This window comes from Citrobacter sp. Cpo221, assembly GCF_030332345.1.
GTDB classification, from domain to species: Bacteria; Pseudomonadota; Gammaproteobacteria; order Enterobacterales; family Enterobacteriaceae; genus Citrobacter; species Citrobacter portucalensis.
Genome location: NZ_JAOWIA010000049.1, coordinates 273,839 through 292,888 on the forward strand (window position 1 = coordinate 273,839; position 19,050 = coordinate 292,888).

Annotated in this window: 16 protein-coding genes; 5 read left to right on the forward strand and 11 right to left on the reverse strand. The window is 51.8% G+C overall.

Annotation, left to right across the window (positions count from 1 at the left end; translation table 11 throughout):
• Positions 1-33: 33 nt before the first annotated feature.
• The 6 genes from nuoF to lrhA all read right to left on the reverse strand — a co-directional run bounded on the left by nuoF (position 34) and on the right by lrhA (position 6,446).
• Positions 34-1,371, reverse strand: a complete 1,338-nt coding sequence (nuoF, locus tag OGY72_RS11190) for an NADH-quinone oxidoreductase subunit NuoF (RefSeq protein ID WP_003834753.1) — start codon at positions 1,369-1,371, stop codon at positions 34-36.
• A complete protein-coding gene (gene nuoE / locus OGY72_RS11195) occupies positions 1,368-1,868 on the reverse strand; it encodes an NADH-quinone oxidoreductase subunit NuoE (protein ID WP_003028069.1) in 501 nt (166 codons plus the stop codon). The genes nuoF and nuoE overlap by 4 nt, the downstream gene beginning before the upstream one ends.
• A 2-nt stretch (positions 1,869-1,870) precedes the next feature.
• The gene (gene nuoC / locus OGY72_RS11200) at positions 1,871-3,673 is read right to left on the reverse strand and encodes an NADH-quinone oxidoreductase subunit C/D (RefSeq protein WP_003834757.1); all 1,803 of its coding nucleotides are present in this window, start codon (positions 3,671-3,673) and stop codon (positions 1,871-1,873) included.
• Between the two features lie 85 nt (positions 3,674-3,758).
• Positions 3,759-4,421: an NADH-quinone oxidoreductase subunit NuoB gene (nuoB, locus tag OGY72_RS11205; RefSeq protein WP_003028075.1), complete on the reverse strand. Its 663-nt coding sequence runs from the start codon at positions 4,419-4,421 to the stop codon at positions 3,759-3,761.
• A 15-nt stretch (positions 4,422-4,436) separates the two neighbouring features.
• Positions 4,437-4,880: an NADH-quinone oxidoreductase subunit NuoA gene (gene nuoA / locus OGY72_RS11210; RefSeq protein WP_003028077.1), complete on the reverse strand. Its 444-nt coding sequence runs from the start codon at positions 4,878-4,880 to the stop codon at positions 4,437-4,439.
• Between the two features lie 627 nt (positions 4,881-5,507).
• Positions 5,508-6,446, reverse strand: a complete 939-nt coding sequence (gene lrhA, locus OGY72_RS11215; protein ID WP_003834760.1) for a transcriptional regulator LrhA — start codon at positions 6,444-6,446, stop codon at positions 5,508-5,510.
• A 927-nt stretch (positions 6,447-7,373) separates the two neighbouring features.
• Here lrhA and alaA point away from each other — a divergent pair.
• Positions 7,374-8,591, forward strand: a complete 1,218-nt coding sequence (gene alaA / locus OGY72_RS11220) for an alanine transaminase AlaA (RefSeq protein ID WP_003028082.1) — start codon at positions 7,374-7,376, stop codon at positions 8,589-8,591.
• A gap of 83 nt (positions 8,592-8,674) precedes the next feature.
• Positions 8,675-9,274, forward strand: a complete 600-nt coding sequence (yfbR, locus tag OGY72_RS11225; RefSeq protein WP_003028083.1) for a 5'-deoxynucleotidase — start codon at positions 8,675-8,677, stop codon at positions 9,272-9,274.
• 63 nt (positions 9,275-9,337) lie between these two features.
• On the opposite strand, the gene OGY72_RS11230 is transcribed toward yfbR, so the two are convergent.
• From OGY72_RS11230 to yfbV, 4 genes are all read right to left on the reverse strand, one after another.
• Positions 9,338-11,170 carry an SLC13 family permease gene (locus OGY72_RS11230; protein ID WP_126317642.1) on the reverse strand — a complete coding sequence of 611 codons (1,833 nt, stop codon included), beginning with the start codon at positions 11,168-11,170 and terminating at the stop codon, positions 9,338-9,340.
• Between the two features lie 77 nt (positions 11,171-11,247).
• The gene (locus OGY72_RS11235; protein ID WP_008785348.1) at positions 11,248-11,925 is read right to left on the reverse strand and encodes a sugar phosphatase; all 678 of its coding nucleotides are present in this window, start codon (positions 11,923-11,925) and stop codon (positions 11,248-11,250) included.
• Positions 11,918-12,412, reverse strand: a complete 495-nt coding sequence (locus OGY72_RS11240) for a YfbU family protein (RefSeq protein WP_003028086.1) — start codon at positions 12,410-12,412, stop codon at positions 11,918-11,920. The genes OGY72_RS11235 and OGY72_RS11240 overlap by 8 nt, the downstream gene beginning before the upstream one ends.
• An 83-nt stretch (positions 12,413-12,495) precedes the next feature.
• Positions 12,496-12,951, reverse strand: coding sequence for a terminus macrodomain insulation protein YfbV (gene yfbV / locus OGY72_RS11245; protein ID WP_003028087.1), 456 nt, complete (start codon positions 12,949-12,951; stop codon positions 12,496-12,498).
• 339 nt (positions 12,952-13,290) lie between these two features.
• On the opposite strand from yfbV, the gene ackA reads away from it, so the two are divergent.
• The 3 genes from ackA to yfcC all read left to right on the forward strand — a co-directional run bounded on the left by ackA (position 13,291) and on the right by yfcC (position 18,433).
• Positions 13,291-14,493: an acetate kinase gene (gene ackA / locus OGY72_RS11250; protein WP_003834770.1), complete on the forward strand. Its 1,203-nt coding sequence runs from the start codon at positions 13,291-13,293 to the stop codon at positions 14,491-14,493.
• Positions 14,494-14,568: 75 nt separating this feature from the next.
• Positions 14,569-16,713 (forward strand): phosphate acetyltransferase, encoded by a 2,145-nt coding sequence (gene pta / locus OGY72_RS11255; protein WP_008785351.1) that lies wholly within the window; start codon positions 14,569-14,571, stop codon positions 16,711-16,713.
• A gap of 199 nt (positions 16,714-16,912) precedes the next feature.
• The gene (yfcC, locus tag OGY72_RS11260) at positions 16,913-18,433 is read left to right on the forward strand and encodes a putative basic amino acid antiporter YfcC (protein ID WP_003834773.1); all 1,521 of its coding nucleotides are present in this window, start codon (positions 16,913-16,915) and stop codon (positions 18,431-18,433) included.
• A 56-nt stretch (positions 18,434-18,489) separates the two neighbouring features.
• On the opposite strand, the gene yfcD is transcribed toward yfcC, so the two are convergent.
• Entirely contained in the window at positions 18,490-19,044 is a 555-nt protein-coding gene (yfcD, locus tag OGY72_RS11265; RefSeq protein WP_003834775.1) for an NUDIX hydrolase YfcD, read from the reverse strand.
• Between the last annotated feature and the right edge of the window lie 6 nt (positions 19,045-19,050).

Sequence of the window (19,050 nt, forward strand, 5' to 3'; positions counted from 1 at the left end):
ATTTCTTATCGCGACACAGGGCTAACCCTGTAATCACCAGCGCTCTTTCAACAGGTTCGGCTGAATACCACCAATCTGATGGGTATTGCTGAAGGACTGCTTGATGCCAGCTTCGAATTCTTCGCGGAAATATTTAATGGCGCTCTGCAGCGGTTCCACTGCGCCCGGTGCGTGTGCACAGAAGGTTTTACCCGGGCCGAGGAAACGACACAGTTGCTCAAGTGTCTCGATATCCCCTGGCTGGCCTTCGCCACGCTCCAGCGCGCGCAGAATTTTCACACTCCACGGCAGACCGTCACGGCACGGCGTACACCAGCCGCAAGACTCGCGGGCAAAGAACTCTTCGAGGTTACGCACCAAAGGAACCATGCCAATCTCGTGATCGACAGCCATGGCCAGCGCGGTGCCCAGACGGCTACCTGCTTTACCAATGCTTTCGAATTCCATCGGCAGATCGAGGTGTGCTTCGGTCAGGAAGTCAGTCCCTGCGCCGCCAGGCTGCCAGGCTTTGAACTTCAGTCCATCGCGCATGCCACCCGCGTAATCTTCGAGGATCTCACGCGCGGTAGTACCGAAAGGCAGTTCCCACAGGCCAGGATTCTTCACGCGACCAGAGAAGCCCATCAGCTTGGTGCCCGCGTCTTTGCTCTTCGAAATGTTCTGGTACCACTCCACGCCGTTCGCGAGGATAGCCGGTACGTTACACAGGGTTTCGACGTTGTTTACGCAGGTCGGTTTGCCCCATGCGCCAGAGCTTGCCGGGAACGGCGGCTTGGAACGCGGGTTAGCACGGCGACCTTCGAGGGAGTTGATCAGCGCGGTTTCTTCACCGCAGATGTAACGCCCTGCCCCGGTGTGGACAAACAGTTCGAAGTCGAAACCGGTGCCCATGATGTTTTTGCCAAGCAGACCGGCTTCGGTCGCTTCGGCGATCGCGCGACGCAGATGCACGGCGGCTTCGATATATTCACCGCGCAGGAAGATGTAACCACGGTACGCTTTCAGCGCAAACGCGGAAATCAGCATGCCTTCCACCAGCAGGTGCGGCAGCTGTTCCATCAGCAGACGGTCTTTATAGGTGCCCGGCTCCATTTCATCGGCGTTACACAGCAGGTAACGGATGTTCATGGATTCGTCTTTCGGCATCAGGCTCCACTTCAGACCGGTGGAAAAGCCCGCACCGCCGCGCCCTTTCAGGCCAGCGTCTTTTACCTGATTAACGATTTCGTCCGGTGACAGCCCGGTCAGGGCCTTACGCGCACCTTCGTAGCCGTTCTTGCTACGGTATTCGTCCAGCCAGACCGGCTGTTTGTCATCACGCAGACGCCAGGTCAGCGGATGGGTTTCGGGAGTACGGATAATGTCTTTCATTTATACCGCTCCAGCAGTTCGGGAATGCCTTCCGGGGTCAGGTGAGCGTGAGTATCCTCATCGATCATCATATTTGGCCCTTTATCGCAGTTCCCCAGGCAACAGGTCGGCAGCAACGTAAAGCGACCATCAAAGGTCGTCTGCCCCGGCTTGATGTTGAGTTTTTTCTCAAGCGCGGCCTGGATCCCCTGGTAGCCGTTGATATGGCACACCACGCTGTCGCAATAGCGAATCACGTGGCGACCTACCGGCTGGCGGAAGATCTGGCTGTAGAACGTGGCAACACCTTCTACGTCGCTTGCCGGAATACCCAGCACATCAGCGATCGCATAGATCGCCCCATCCGGCACCCAGCCACGCTGTTTCTGAACGATTTTCAGCGCTTCAATGGACGCCGCACGCGGGTCTTCGTAGTGGTGCTTTTCGTGCTCAATCGCTTCACGCTCAGCCGCACTCAGCTCAAAAGCCTCGGTTTGTGGTTGTTGATTCTCGTGCATAATTAGCGGTCCACATCTGACATAACAAAATCGATACTACCCAGATGGACGATTAAGTCGGACACCAGGCTGCCACGTACCGCTACCGGGATCTGCTGCAGATGCGCATAGCTCGGGGTACGGATACGGGTACGGTAACTCATGGTGCTGCCATCGCTGGTCAGGTAGTAACTGTTGATACCCTTGGTCGCTTCCACCATCTGGAAGGACTCGTTCGCCGGCATAACCGGGCCCCACGAAACCTGCAGGAAGTGGGTGATAAGGGTTTCGATATGTTGCAGCGTGCGCTCTTTCGGCGGCGGCGTCGTCAGCGGGTGATCCGCTTTGAACGGGCCTTCCGGCATGTTATTGAGGCACTGCTCAAGGATGCGCAGACTCTGGCGCAGCTCTTCAACTTTCAGCATCACGCGGGTATAGCAGTCGGACACACCGCCGCCAACCGGGACTTCAAAGTCAAAGTTTTCGTAGCCAGAGTACGGACGCGCTTTACGCACGTCGAAATCAATACCGGTCGCGCGCAGCGCAGCACCGGTACAACCCCAGTCCAGCGCTTCTTTCTTACCGTAAGCGGCAACGCCCTGCGAACGGCCTTTCAGAATGGTGTTACGCAGTGCGGCTTTCTCGTAAGAATCCAGACGTTTTGGCATCCAGTCGAGGAAGTCACGCAGCAGCTTGTCCCAACCGCGCGGCAGATCGTGTGCCACACCGCCGATACGGAACCAGGCCGGGTGCATACGGAAACCGGTAATCGCTTCCACCACGTCATAGATTTTCTGACGGTCGGTAAAGGCGAAGAATACCGGGGTCATCGCGCCGACGTCCTGAATGAACGTGGAGATGTACAGCAGGTGGCTGTTGATACGGAACAGTTCGGACAACATCACGCGAATCACGTTGACGCGATCCGGCGTGGTGATACCAGCCAGCTTCTCAACGGCCAGTACGTAAGGCATTTCGTTTACGCAGCCGCCGAGGTACTCAATACGGTCGGTGTACGGAATGTAGCTGTGCCAGGACTGACGTTCACCCATCTTTTCAGCGCCACGGTGGTGGTAGCCGATGTCAGGTACGCAGTCGACGATTTCTTCGCCATCAAGCTGCAGCACAATACGGAAAGCGCCGTGAGAAGACGGGTGGTTAGGACCGAGGTTGAGGAACATGAAGTCCTCGTTTTCGGTACTACGCTTCATACCCCAATCTTCTGGTTTGAAGGTCAGCGCTTCCATTTCCAGATCCTGTTTGGCTTTAGTCAGCTCAAACGGATCGAATTCGGTCGCACGCGCCGGGTAGTCTTTACGCAGCGGATGACCTTCCCAGGTATGCGGCATCAGCAGACGCGTCAGGTGCGGGTGACCTTCGATATCGATGCCAAACATTTCCCAGGTTTCACGCTCATACCAGTTGGCGTTCGGGAACAGTTTGGTGAAAGTCGGTACGCGCAGATCGTTTTCAGACAAAGCCACCTTGAGCATGATATCGCGATTGCGTTCAATGGAAATCAGGTGATAGAAAACGGAAAAATCCGCGGCAGGTAACCCTTCGCGGTGCGTACGCAGACGTTCGTCCATGCCGTGTAAGTCAAACAGCATGACGTAAGGTTTCGGCAGTCTCTTTAAGAAATCGCCAACTTCCAGTAATTGTTCACGCTTGACCCAAACAACGGGTACCCCGGTGCGAGTCGCCTGAACGGTAAAGGCATCCGGCCCAAAACGGTTGCGCAGTTCGCCAATGACCGGGTCATCAAGGTGATCCCGTGTTTGCCATACAGCGTCTTGCGCGGTTAAGTCGGTCATATTGTTCACCATTGCAAATGGTCCGTGGTGGTCGGCAGTGCTTCGCGCTATTTATGTAGTGATAAGCGAAGGAAGTGCTGCTGCCGACAGGCGCAAATTAAATCTCGTCTGGTGTACGAAGATTCGTTACAGCAATACGTTCGCCGCGTTTACGCTCGCGTTCTGACTGCATATTGGCGCGATAAACGCCCTGATCGCCAACCACCCAGGAGAGCGGACGGCGTTCTTTGCCAATGGAATCTTGCAGCAGCATCAGAGCCTGCATATACGCTTCTGGGCGCGGCGGACATCCCGGGATGTACACATCGACCGGAATAAATTTATCAACGCCCTGCACCACAGAATAGATGTCGTACATACCGCCGGAGTTGGCGCATGCGCCCATGGAAATAACCCATTTCGGTTCCAGCATCTGATCGTAGAGGCGCTGAATAACTGGCGCCATTTTGGTAAAGCAGGTTCCGGCTACGACCATCAGGTCAGCCTGACGCGGCGATGCACGCAGTACTTCCGCACCAAAACGGGCCACATCGTGCACGGCGGTAAACGAGGTCACCATCTCAACGTAGCAGCAGGAAAGGCCAAAGTTATATGGCCAAATTGAGTTTTTACGGCCCCAGTTAACCATGTCATGCAGTTTGCCCATGAACACGTTTTTGTTAACTTCTTGTTCCAGGGGGTCGGTTACGATCTCCTGTTTTTGCAGGGGGTAACGGTCGTTCTCACCGTTAGGATCTATGCGGGTGAGCGTATAATCCATCTTAATGCCTCGCGGTTAGCGTTGACGATTAGCGATACTGTTCGTTTCCGGGTTCATACGCTCGCGGCGTGAACGCGCGGGCGTCCAGTCCAGCGCGCCAATACGCACCAGATAAACCAGACCTGCCAGTAACACAAAAATAAAAATTGCAGCTTCCACAAAGCCAATCCAGCCGCTTTCACGGATAGAAGTTGACCATGCGAACAGATACAGCGCTTCAACGTCGAAGATAACGAAGAACATGGCTACCAGATAAAACTTGGCAGACAGGCGCAGGCGGGCGGTGCCGACCGAGTCGATACCTGATTCAAACGGCACGTTTTTAGATCTCGCGCGTGCGCGACCCCCTAAAAACCAGCCGCCGACGAGCATCAGGCAGCACAGGCCAATGGCAACGATAAGAAAGATAGCGAATGCCCAGTGATGAGCGATGATTTCAGTGGATGTTGACATACTCATTGCTTACTCATCAAAAGTAGCGCCAAATTCTCTGCTCTTTTCGGCAGATGAGCGCCACATCGATTCATGGGGAGGAATAAAAAAAACCTTACAATCACTGTGAAAAATCATTTTATACAGCTAATTGATGGGGTTTTTTACTCCTTTCTATAACCTTTTGTCAACTTTAACAAAAGTTTCCTCACATTATTTTACACTGTTCCAACCTCATTAACATAAAGTGCTCTTTAGACCTATTTCGATTGCATCATCGGTCATTTTTAATGTTGTTGAATCGTGTCCGTAGTGAAGTAAAAAAGATAATACACGTCTATTTTGACAGGAATTCACCCAGATGCCTCCCCCTAAATGGGAGTATTTTCTTGATCTGTGACACGCTTTTGTTAATTCACCATAAAAAACAGCAACAATTTCTCTAGTTTTTTAACATGGAAACATTTAACAACTCAGCTGATTATTTTTCATCCTATTGTCAGTCAGTTTTTTTACCTGCTGATTTTGTTAAGTTTTAGTATATGAATGAACAGAAAGCAGTAATATTTGCATAAAAAAAGAGCCGCTGGATGTTTTTTCATCATCAGTGGCTCTTTTTTACACTTACATTTTAAAACGTTTTTTTGTGACGCTTTACTCAAAGTCGCCTTCAACAATCAGCGAATCATCTCCCCCTTCAGGGGTAAACTGATTGTATTGCCAAGGATTTTGATAGGTCTGCATCGACTTAAAGATAACCTGAGCTAATTCATTTTGCGTGGCCGGATCGCTGCACAACAGATACTCGGTATCAGGCAGAGGTGGCAATCCGTCCGCCGCACCCAGTACGCGTAAATCCGGGCTCATCATTTCTACAGGACGCGCAGTAACGCCAAGCCCTGCTTTTACCGCCGCGCGGACCGCAGGCAATGTTGAAGCGACATAGGCCAGACGCCACGGGATCTGTGCGGCATTTAACGTCGCCAGCACGATATCGCGAAACGGGCTGGGATCGTCCAGCAGAACTAAAGGCACCGGCTCACCTTTTTGCAGGATATATTCGGCTGCGCAATACCAGTGCGTCGGTGAAGTCCGCAAATTCAGGCATTCAAAATCGCCAGGGCGATTCGTGGTGACCACTAAATCTACTTCTTGCGATTTAAGCATCTCCACCATATAGGCATTGCGTTTCACTCTTACATCAAGCGCAAGTTTCGGATAAACCGAACTAATGCGGTTCAGCAGAAATGGGAGTATGGTGTCCGCGGATTCATCAGAAGCACCGATAGTTAACACCCCCTGAAGATTGTTAAACATCAATGATGAGCATGCCTCATCATTAAATCGCAGTATTTTCCTGGCGTAACCCAACAGCTGGATACCATGTTCGGTCAGCAGTTTGTTGCGTCCATGGCGCGCGAACAACTCTTTCCCCACAAGTTGTTCAAGGCGCTGCATTTGCTGACTTACCGCAGACTGAGTTCGACATACCGCAGCTGCCGCAGCCGCGAAGGTATTCAGGTCGGCAACAGCAACAAAGGTTCTCAGCAGATCGAGGTCGAGGTTAATTATCGGACGATTTGCATTTATCATAGTTTTTCACTTACTCGCGGGTCATACCGGGTTAATGCTGTGCATTCAGAATCAAACAACTCCATTTGTAATGTGCCTCCCTTCAGTTTCGCTTAGTGTAACCAAGTGAAAATAAGGATGTATTTGGTTTAACAAACGAAACAATTCTCTTTCTGAGCTATTTTAATACCCGTGATATCCATCGGAATATAGCAACGAGAAAGAGCCGTATTTTTAGCTGCTGGATGATTCTGACTAATGGAAAACATGTAAATTTTGTAAATTTAAAAAATAGTTAACGAACAATAATTTACACATTAAAAACTAACTTTTCAGTATGTTAGGAACAACCAACAAACATTTGAATTATCGTAAAATTCGTACTACACACCATTTCATAGGAGTTATCTTAACCTAAAACCACTATATTTATAAGTGTTATCGCGAATAATTCCGGGCAAATTGGTGTTATGTCAGTGCAACGGTTTTCGTATTATTAGCCCACTCAATTTGATGTCGTTTAAATAATAAATAATAATTAATTAAGAATCTCTCAATTCATTAATTATACTTAACAATGGATTCACACCGCATCACGCAGGGATCAGACCGATAACAGATTTCGCAGGCAAAACCTCAGTATTTTCGAAATACGCCATTCAGCTGAGATCTCGGCTACCTTTTTCTTTACAGGCCTAACTTTTTTAGGCCAGACAAATCACCATACCCACACTAACAAAGCAAAATATAAACCACAAAAAACACAACAACCCAGATTATTACTCTACAAAAATCATATTATTTAGTTATTAACAGTGAATTATAACCCTCCTGCTTTCCAAAATCTTCTACTAAAGACCCTTCAAAACTCACCGTCGTGGGAGTACATTGTGCTGGGCTGACTTCCACGGCAGGGAGTGGCATTCACAGCTAAAAAGGTCAACGTTCATGTCCCCCATTGAAAAATCCAGCAAATTAGAAAACGTCTGTTATGACATTCGCGGCCCGGTTCTGAAGGAAGCAAAGCGCCTGGAAGAAGAAGGCAACAAAGTTCTGAAACTGAACATCGGCAACCCTGCGCCTTTCGGGTTTGAAGCGCCAGATGAAATTTTGGTGGATGTGATCCGCAATTTGCCAACTGCGCAAGGATATTGCGATTCCAAAGGCCTTTATTCAGCCCGCAAAGCAATCATGCAGCATTACCAGGCCCGTGGGATGCGCGACGTAACCGTGGAAGATATCTATATCGGTAACGGCGTATCTGAATTGATTGTGCAGGCCATGCAGGCATTGCTAAACAGTGGGGACGAAATGCTGGTTCCTGCACCTGATTATCCACTGTGGACGGCGGCGGTTTCGCTCTCTGGTGGTAATGCCGTGCACTACCTGTGTGACGAATCGTCAGACTGGTTCCCGGACCTGGATGATATCCGCGCCAAAATTACGCCGCGTACCCGTGGGATCGTCATCATCAACCCAAACAACCCTACTGGCGCGGTGTATTCTAAAGAGCTGCTGATGGAGATTGTTGAGATTGCCCGCCAAAACAATCTCATCATCTTTGCGGACGAGATTTACGACAAAATTCTTTACGATGACGCCGAGCACCACTCGATTGCGGCAATGGCCCCTGACCTGCTGACTATTACCTTTAACGGCCTGTCAAAAACCTATCGTGTTGCCGGTTTCCGCCAGGGCTGGATGGTACTGAACGGACCGAAGAAACATGCCAAAGGGTATATCGAAGGCCTTGAGATGCTGGCTTCTATGCGCCTGTGTGCCAACGTTCCGGCACAACATGCCATTCAAACCGCACTGGGTGGATATCAGAGCATCAGCGAATTCATCATGCCTGGCGGACGTCTGTATGAGCAACGTAACCGCGCCTGGGAACTGCTTAATGACATCCCCGGCGTCTCTTGCGTAAAACCGCGCGGTGCGCTGTATATGTTCCCGAAAATTGATGCTAAACGCTTCAATATTCATGATGACCAGAAGATGGTACTCGACTTCCTGTTGCAGGAAAAAGTACTGCTGGTCCAGGGGACGGCATTCAACTGGCCGTGGCCGGATCATTTCCGCATCGTCACGCTACCGCGTATTGACGATATCGAAATGTCGCTGAGTAAATTTGAGCGTTTCCTGTCAGGGTATCGCCAGCTGTAACCACGCAAAGTGCTGCCGGGTTTGCATCCGGTAGCACTCTCTGCGCAAAATACCGTTACTGAAGTCACTGAGTAAGGGTCGTTATGAAGCAGAGCCACTTTTTTGCCCACCTCTCCCGTCTGAAACTCATTAACCGCTGGCCGCTGATGCGCAACGTGCGCACCGAAAACGTGTCCGAACACAGTCTGCAGGTTGCCATGGTTGCCCATGCGCTGGCCGCAATTAAAAACCGTAAATTTGGTGGTCAGGTTAATGCTGAGCGTATTGCCCTGCTGGCGATGTATCACGATGCGTCAGAGGTGTTAACCGGCGATCTCCCTACCCCAGTGAAATATTTTAACTCGCAGATTGCTCAGGAATATAAAGCGATAGAGAAAATTGCCCAACAAAAACTGGTCGATATGGTTCCTGATGAGCTGCGCGATATTTTTGCGCCACTCATTGATGAACATGCCTTAAGCGAAGAAGAGAGGTCGATTGTTAAACAGGCCGATGCCCTGTGCGCGTATCTGAAGTGCCTGGAAGAACTCTCCGCCGGTAACAACGAATTTCTGCTGGCGAAAACACGTCTGGAAAAAACGCTGGAGTCACGACGAAGCGAAGAGATGGACTACTTTATGGACGTGTTCGTCCCGAGTTTTCACCTCTCATTAGATGAAATCAGTCAGGATTCTCCATTGTAAGTTTGCGACAACGTTACCTTTGTAGGCCGGATAAGGCGTTAGCCGCCATCCGGCACATAAAAATCAAAACGGAAACAGCATCGGGATCATCACCACGCATACCACCATCACAATGATGGTAAACGGCACGCCAATTTTTACGAAATCGCTAAAGCTGTAGTTACCCGGCCCGAGCACCAGTGTGTTTACCGGTGAAGAAACTGGCGTCATAAAGGCTGCGGAAGCCGCCATCGCAATCACCATCGCAAAAGGATACGGCGAAACGCCCATAGACTTTGCTGCCGCCAGCGCAATCGGCGCCATCAGTACCGCCGTCGCAGTGTTAGAGATAAATAACCCAATGGTCGCGCACAGCACGAACAGGCAGCCCAGCATCATATACGGGCCGTACCCTCCACCAACGTCCATTAACCCTTTAACCACCAGATCAACACCGCCCGTTTTCTGTAATGCCAGCGCAAAGGGCATCATTCCGACAATCAAAATAATACTTGGCCAGTGAATGGCTTTATAGGCGCTTTCGGCATCAATGCAACGGAATTTTCCCATCAGCAAACAGGCGATAATCGCGGCAACCGTATTAGGAATTTCATCGGTGAGCATTAACGCGACCATCAGCACCAGACAGAAAATCGCATGCGGCGCCTGGCTGTGCGCCGGGGAGGCTTCACTAACTTCCACGGGCATATTCAGCACCACGAAATCGCGCCCTTTTTGCCCCAACAAAGTGATGAGTTTCCAGTTACCCACCACCAGAATAATATCGCCCATCAGCAGCGGCTCATTGACGACCGCCCCGTCCAGCGCCGCACCATCACGCTTCAGTCCGACGACATTCAGACCATAACGTGTGCGAAAGGCGATTTCCCGTACCGTTTTGCCGATCAATTCCGATTCAGGGATCAATGAAATCTCGGCCATACCCACATCAAGCGCCTGCTCAGAGAAGTATTCGCCGCGCAGCACCATTGGCTCCAACAGTTGCTCGCTGCAAAATTCACGCAGGTCAACGTCGGCCGCTGACATATCGATCAGCAATACGTCACGGGCACGGAACTCAGAAACCCCGTTAACATCAACAATCACGCGGCGAAAACGCCGCCAGCGTTCAACACCAATCACGTTTGCCCCGTAGCGCTCACGCAATTTCAGGTCATCCAGACGTTGGCCAATCATGGGAGAACCCGGGCGAATCGCCAGGCGACGAGCACGTCCTGTCAGGCGATATTCTTTAATCAGGTCGCGAAAGGTCCGGCGCTTCCAGCCGTCTCCCGGCTGCCCGGAGTCTTCGCCTTTCAGCATAAAACGCATCACCAGCATATAAATTATGCCGAGTACCAACACCACCAGCCCCAGTGGGGTTACGCTAAAAAAGCTAAAACCGTTAAGTCCTTCACGTAACAATTCACTGTTGACGACCAGGTTCGGCGGCGTTGCCACCAGCGTCATCATGCCGCTTATCAATCCGGCAAAGCTCAATGGCATCATCAGGCGTGAGGGGGAGATTTGCATGCGCATGGAAACGCTTAAGACAACCGGAATAAAGATGGCGACCACACCGGTCGAACTCATGAAGGCACCGAGTCCGGCTACGGTTATCATCAGCAACACCAGCATTTTGACTTCACTGCTGCCGGCGACCTTCACCAGCCAGGCACCCATCACCGTCGCCACGCCGGTACGCACCAGGCCGTCGCCGATAATGAATAAAGCCGCTATCAAAATAACGTTAGGATCGCTGAACCCGGAAAAAGCCTCTGTGATGCTCAATGTTCCGCTCAGAACAAAGGCAATAATGACCAGCAAAGCGACCGCGTCCATACGCACTCTGCCAGTTGCAAACAAGACGACGGCAATCGCCAGCAATGAGAGAACCCATATCAATTCACCGTTCACAACATATCCTTGTTAAATGAGAGGGATGGACTGATTCTGCCATAAAAAAGCCCCAACAATCTGGGGCTAAATCATGATCAGGTATTTCTTATAACGACCACATTTCCGTTGGGTTGTTTGGTCACAGAAATATGTTCCAGACTGGTCAGCGAAAAATCAACTTCGTCCAGACGCGGCGTATCCGCTGGCGCGTTAACCGCGATGACATGGCACCCAGCCGCCAGTCCTGAGAGCACCCCTGCGGGGGCATCTTCCACCACTGCACATTCCTGCGGTGCCAGGCCCAGAAGCTGAGCGCCTAACAGATACGCGTCTGGTTCTGGTTTCCCTCTCTTTACCCGCTCGGCGGTGACAAACACTTCAGGAGCAGGAAGCCCAGCAACACGATGGCGCGCCCGTGCGACCGGCATGGAGCCGGAGGTCACAATCGCCCATGGAATACCCGCTTTATTGAGATGGTTGAGTAAATCAACAGCCCCCGGCAGCGCGGTGATCCCGGCGGTTTCCGTCGCTTCGATCTGCTCCAGACGGGTAAACTCCGCGGCGATCTCTGCCTCAGATTTGCCCACCATAAAGTGTCGCAGGGAGGTAATGGCCTGCTTACCATGAATAAAGCCGAGTACCTCGGCGTGATCGAGGCCGAAGCGATCGGCCCAGTTGCACCACGCACGCTCTACTGCGGGTAAGGAATCGACCAGCGTTCCATCCAGATCAAACAGAAAACCTTTGCACTGCACGCTCGCCCCCTCAGGCATTAATGATTTGGTTAATTTCATTCGCGCTCAGGTGATACTGACGCGGGCAAGAGTGCCAAACATTCAGCATACGCTGATATTTTTCCCACATTGGGGTCTGGGCGTTGAAGCCATGCGTACCCGCATCAAAGTGGGTGTAACGACCTTCCACATTGACCATAAAACGAACATACCCGAGGAAACGGGCTTCCGTTGCAGCGTCAAAACCGAGGAAGGTCACGCGACGCTCATCAATAGCCTGTGCATCCTTAAGATTAGTCCAGGACACATGTAATGCGTGATACATCTCCATAATATCGATAATCGTACGACAGGTTTCTTCCGTCAGCTCACCAAACTCACGATCCAGCTCACGCATCTGCAAGCCGTAACCGCGTTCAATAATCGTCTGCAAACGACGATAACGCTCGGCGTTAGTTGGATCGAGCATAGTCATCATTTTGTACTGATTCGACAAAATCAGACGTTGAGCGTTGGTCATTTCCATTTGGGACTCCTGTATCACTACTACTGCGATGAAAAAAAAGAAGGCATCATGTGCCTTCTTTTATATGCGTAATCAGGGGTCAATTACAAATCATCAAGGAAAGTTTTATCCAGTTGTTTGAAGGCGCGCTTAAGCGTGTCAGCCAGCGCCTGGTAATCCGGCTTTCCTTCTACCGGAGAGAGCGCCTGCCCAGCTTCTTGCAATTTACCCCGAACTTCGTAGAACCAATTGAGAATTGAAGGCGGCAGCGGCGTTACAGAACGTTTTCCCAGCCACCACATCCCCTGCATCGGCAGGCTAAGCGCAAACAGCGCAGTCGCCACGGCCGGGCCCAACTGCCCCCCTAACGCAATTTGCCAACATAAGGTGAAGACGGCGATAGGCGGCATAAAACGGATCGCGTAACGCGTCATGCGGATCACGCGGTTCTCAACAAACACGGGCGCAAGGCGCTTTTCCATTGGCCACGTCTTTGCATAGTGCTGCCCCCGGCGAAACAAGCTAAAAAAATTGACGGAGCGATTATCCGGTGTCGACATGGCGGTTACCTCAACTTCACATATAAAAATTAAAAAATTTGTGCAAAACAACAACTACAAGGGACATCGTTCAAAACATTTTGTCTTTGATACCCACATTCAGGTATCCTGTGCCGGCCTGTAAGGCCTGTAGTCCAAAATCATTGAGTCGTCAAATTGGCATACATTATGCCATTGCCTGAAAAATACGCAAAATGACATAGACTCAAAGGTATTTATTCCATCGTGCCCAAAAAGACTATGGCGCATGATGTTAATCATAAACGTCGGTGTCATCATGCGCTACGCTCTATGACTCCCTGACGTTTTTTTAGCCACGTATCATAAATAGGTACTTCCATGTCGAGTAAGTTAGTACTGGTTCTGAACTGCGGTAGCTCCTCACTGAAATTTGCCATCATCGATGCAGTAAACGGTGAAGAATACCTCTCTGGTTTAGCCGAATGTTTCCATCTCCCAGAAGCACGAATCAAGTGGAAAATGGACGGCGGTAAACAAGAAGCGGCTTTAGGTGCAGGCGCCGCTCACAGTGAAGCGCTGAACTTTATCGTTAACACTATTCTGGCACAAAAACCAGAATTGTCTGCGCAATTGACCGCTATTGGTCACCGTATCGTACACGGCGGTGAGAAGTACACCAGCTCTGTGGTTATCGATGATTCCGTTATTCAGGGCATCAAAGATTCTGCCTCTTTCGCACCGCTGCATAACCCGGCTCACCTGATCGGTATCGCAGAAGCGCTGAAATCCTTCCCTAATCTGAAAGACAAAAACGTGGCTGTATTCGACACCGCGTTCCATCAGACTATGCCGGAAGAGTCTTACCTCTATGCTCTGCCGTACAGCCTCTACAAAGAACACGGCGTTCGTCGTTACGGCGCACACGGTACCAGCCACTTCTTCGTCACTCAGGAAGCGGCAAAAGTACTGAACAAACCGGTTGAAGAGCTGAACATCATCACTTGCCACCTGGGCAACGGCGGTTCTGTATCTGCTATCCGTAACGGTAAATGTGTTGATACCTCCATGGGTCTGACCCCACTGGAAGGTCTGGTGATGGGTACACGTTCCGGTGACATCGACCCGGCGATCATCTTCCACCTGCACGATACCCTGGGCATGAGCGTTGACCAGATCAACAAAATGCTGACCAAAGAGTCCGGCCTGCTGGGTCTGACCGAAGTCACCAGCGACTGCCGTTATGTTGAAGATAACTACGCTACTAAAGAAGACGCTAAACGTGCAATGGACGTTTACTGCCACCGTCTGGCGAAATACATCGGTTCTTACACTGCGCTGATGGATGGTCGTCTGGATGCAGTTGTCTTCACCGGTGGTATCGGTGAAAACGCAGCGATGGTTCGTGAACTGTCTCTGGGCAAACTGGGCGTTCTGGGCTTTGAAGTTGACCACGAACGTAACCTGGCCGCACGTTTCGGCAAATCTGGTTTCATCAACAAAGAAGGTACCCGTCCTGCGCTGGTTATCCCAACCAACGAAGAACTGGTTATCGCGCAAGACGCGAGCCGCCTGACTGCCTGATTTCACACCGCCAGCCTAGCTGGCGGTGCTGTTTTGTAACCCGTCTAAATTGGCGGTAACGAAAGAGGATAAACCGTGTCCCGTATTATTATGCTGATCCCTACCGGAACCAGCGTCGGCCTGACCAGCGTCAGCCTTGGCGTGATCCGCGCAATGGAACGCAAAGGCGTTCGTCTGAGCGTCTTTAAGCCGATTGCTCAACCGCGTGCCGGTGGCGATGCGCCAGACCAGACTACCAGCATCGTCCGCGCTAACTCTTCTCTGCCAGCCGCTGAGCCGCTGAAGATGAGCCACGTTGAATCTCTGCTGTCCAGCAATCAGAAAGATGTGCTGATGGAAGAGATCATCGCGAACTACCACGCGAACACCAAAGACGCTGAAGTTGTACTGGTTGAAGGCCTGGTCCCAACCCGTAAACATCAGTTCGCGCAGTCCCTGAACTACGAAATCGCGAAAACGCTGAACGCGGAAATCGTCTTCGTTATGTCTCAGGGTACCGACACCCCGGAACAGCTGAACGAGCGTATTGAACTGACTCGCAGCAGCTTCGGCGGCGCGAAAAACACCAACATCACCGGCGTAATCGTTAACAAACTGAACGCACCGGTTGATGAGCAGGGCCGTACTCGCCCGGATCTGTCCGAGATTTTCGACGACTCTTCCAAAGCGAAAGTGATCAAAGTTGATCCGGCTAAACTGCAAGAATCCAGCCCGCTGCCGGTTCTGGGCGCGGTGCCATGGAGCTTCGATCTGATCGCTACTCGTGCAATCGATATGGCGCGTCACCTGAACGCCACCATCGTTAACGAAGGCGATATCAACACCCGTCGCGTGAAGTCTGTGACGTTCTGCGCACGCAGCATTCCGCACATGCTGGAACACTTCCGCGCAGGCTCCCTGCTGGTAACTTCCGCAGATCGTCCTGACGTGCTGGTTGCAGCATGCCTGGCGGCCATGAACGGCGTGGAAATCGGTGCCCTGCTGCTGACTGGCGGCTACGAAATGGACGCGCGCATCACTAAACTGTGCGAACGTGCATTTGAAACCGGCCTGCCGGTATTCATGGTAAACACCAACACCTGGCAGACCTCTCTGAGCCTGCAGAGCTTCAACCTGGAAGTTCCGGTTGACGATCACGAGCGCATTGAGAAAGTCCAGGAATACGTTGCTAACTACATCAACGCTGACTGGATTGAATCCCTGACTGCGACCTCTGAGCGCAGCCGTCGTCTGTCTCCGCCAGCGTTCCGTTACCAGTTGACCGAGCTGGCGCGCAAAGCGGGCAAACGCGTTGTTCTGCCGGAAGGCGACGAACCGCGTACCGTTAAAGCAGCAGCCATCTGTGCTGAACGTGGTATCGCAACCTGCGTACTGCTGGGTAACCCGGATGAGATCACCCGCGTTGCAGCCTCTCAGGGCGTTGAACTGGGCGCTGGCGTAGAAATCGTTGATCCAGATGTGGTTCGCGAAAGCTACGTTGCTCGCCTGGTCGAACTGCGTAAAAACAAAGGTATGACCGAAACCGTTGCCCGCGAACAGCTGGAAGACAACGTGGTTCTCGGTACCCTGATGCTGGAACAGGACGATGTTGACGGTCTGGTTTCTGGTGCAGTACACACCACCGCGAACACCATCCGTCCGCCGCTGCAGCTGATCAAAACTGCACCGGGTAGCTCCCTGGTGTCTTCCGTGTTCTTCATGCTGCTGCCGGATCAGGTTTACGTTTACGGCGACTGCGCGATCAACCCGGATCCGACTGCAGAGCAGCTGGCAGAAATCGCGATTCAGTCCGCTGATTCCGCAATTGCCTTTGGTATCGAACCGCGCGTAGCGATGCTCTCCTACTCCACCGGTACTTCTGGTGCAGGTAGCGACGTAGAGAAAGTTCGCGAAGCAACCCGTCTGGCGCAGGAAAAACGTCCTGACCTGATGATCGACGGTCCGCTGCAGTACGACGCCGCCGTTATGGCTGACGTAGCGAAATCCAAAGCGCCGAACTCTCCGGTTGCAGGTCGCGCTACCGTGTTCATCTTCCCGGATCTGAACACCGGTAACACCACCTACAAAGCGGTACAGCGTTCTGCCGACCTGATCTCCATCGGGCCGATGCTGCAGGGTATGCGCAAGCCGGTGAACGACCTGTCTCGTGGCGCGCTGGTAGACGATATCGTCTACACCATCGCACTGACCGCGATCCAGTCTTCCCAGCAGCAGCAGTAATCTGCCGAGTGTGCCGGATCTCTTATCCGGCAACACATCTGCTTATCAAACCGGAAATAGCTGATATTTCCGGTTTTTTTATGTCTGTTTCCCCTTTGGCATAATCTGAAATATTTGCCTGAATGCGCTGCATCAATGAATAACCATTCTTCTGTTCGCATACTTACTCTCTTTTGCGTTGCAACAGGGATAGTCTTTCATGTCAGCAGTAACAGAATCACAGCCAGCTAAAAAATGGGCGATGCCCGACACGCTGGTGATTATTTTTTTCGTCGCCATTTTAACCAGTCTGGCAACATGGGTTGTTCCCGTCGGGATGTTCGATAGCCAGGAAGTTCAGTATCAGGTTGATGGACAAACCAAAACCCGTAAGGTGGTTGACCCCCATTCCTTTCGTATTCTGACCAACGACGCAGGTGAAGAGCAGTATCACCGGGTGCAGTTATTCACCACCGGAGATGAACGCCCAGGCCTGATGAATTTCCCGTTTGAAGGATTAACCTCCGGCTCGAAATTCGGCACTGCTGTCGGCATCATTATGTTTATGCTGGTCATTGGCGGTGCATTCGGCATCGTTATGCGTACCGGCACCATTGATAACGGCATCCTGGCGCTCATTCGCCATACGCGGGGCAACGAGGTCCTGTTTATCCCAGTGCTGTTTATTCTCTTCTCCTTAGGCGGCGCGGTGTTTGGCATGGGGGAAGAGGCTGTTGCCTTTGCCATTATCATCGCGCCTTTGATGGTACGGCTAGGTTACGACAGTATCACCACCGTTCTGGTTACCTATATCGCGACTCAGATTGGTTTCGCCAGCTCATGGATGAACCCATTTTGCGTGGTGGTCGCGCAAGGTATTGCGGGAGTACCGGTACTCTCTGGTTCCGGGCTACGCATCGCGGTCTGGGTGATCGCTACACTAATCGGGCTGACCTTCACGCTGGCCTATGCGGCGCGTATCAAAAAGAATCCGCTTTTGTCCCGGGTACATGAATCCGACCGCTTCTTTCGCGAGCAGCAGGACGAGGTCGTGGAACGACGCTTCACGCTGGGCGACTGGTTAGTGCTACTGGTGCTGACCGCGGTGATGATTTGGGTTGTCTGGGGCGTTATCGTCAACGCGTGGTTTATTCCTGAGATCGCCAGCCAGTTCTTCACGATGGGCCTGGTGATTGGCATTATCGGCGTCGTGTTTCGGCTCAACGGCATGACGGTCAACATCATGGCCTCCTCATTCACTGAGGGAGCACGAATGATGATTGCCCCTGCCCTGCTGGTTGGTTTCGCCAAGGGGATTTTACTGCTGGTTGGTAATGGTGAGGCGGGTGAAGCCAGCGTGTTAAACACTCTGCTGCACAGCATTGCCAACGGCATCAGCGGGCTGGATAACGCCATCGCAGCGTGGTTTATGCTGTTGTTCCAGGCGGTATTTAATTTCTTCGTCACTTCCGGCTCTGGCCAGGCTGCGTTGACCATGCCGCTACTGGCACCGCTGGGCGATCTGGTTGGCGTAAACCGTCAGGTCACGGTCCTGGCCTTCCAGTTTGGCGACGGATTCAGTCATATTATCTATCCGACGTCAGCATCTCTGATGGCTACGTTAGGCGTTTGTCGGGTGGATTTTCGTAACTGGCTGAAGGTAGGTGCTACGCTGTTGGGACTGCTGTTTATTATGTCCAGCGTGGTGGTGATTGGCGCGCAGATGATGGGTTACCATTAAAAAGTGTGCGTCCGGCCTACTCGATTTCTCGACGCAGTAGGCCGGATGAACAGAGTTTACTCAGCTTCTTCCTGCTTTTCGGCTTTCGCCCCTTCATTCTTGGCGTTGCGGGTCATCCACAGCGCCAGGGCTTTCAGGGAGTCCGGTGTAAATTCGTCGCAGCGCGCGGTAATTTCTTCCGGCGTCAACCAGCAAACTTCACTGACCTCATCTTCCTGAAGCGCAAACGGTCCGTGGGAAACGCAGCTAAACAACCCACCCCATACGCGACAGTTCTGGTCTTCAAAGTAAAACTGACCATGCTCGGCAAACGGCACGCCCGCAATCCCCAGTTCCTCTTCTGCTTCACGACGCGCTGATTCCAGCATCTGCTCGTCAGCCTGAACCACACCGCCTGCGGTGGCATCCAGCATGCCGGGCAAAAAATCTTTTGTCTCAGTGCGACGTTGAACCAGAATTTTGCCCATACCATCATGCACAACGATATACGTTGCACGATGGCGTAAGCGTTGCGCCCGCATTTGTTCCCGGCTGGACTGTGCAATGACTTCGTTGTCTTCATTCACAATATCCACCCATTCAGTACTTGCCAAACGACGCTGTTCCACCATCAGGAA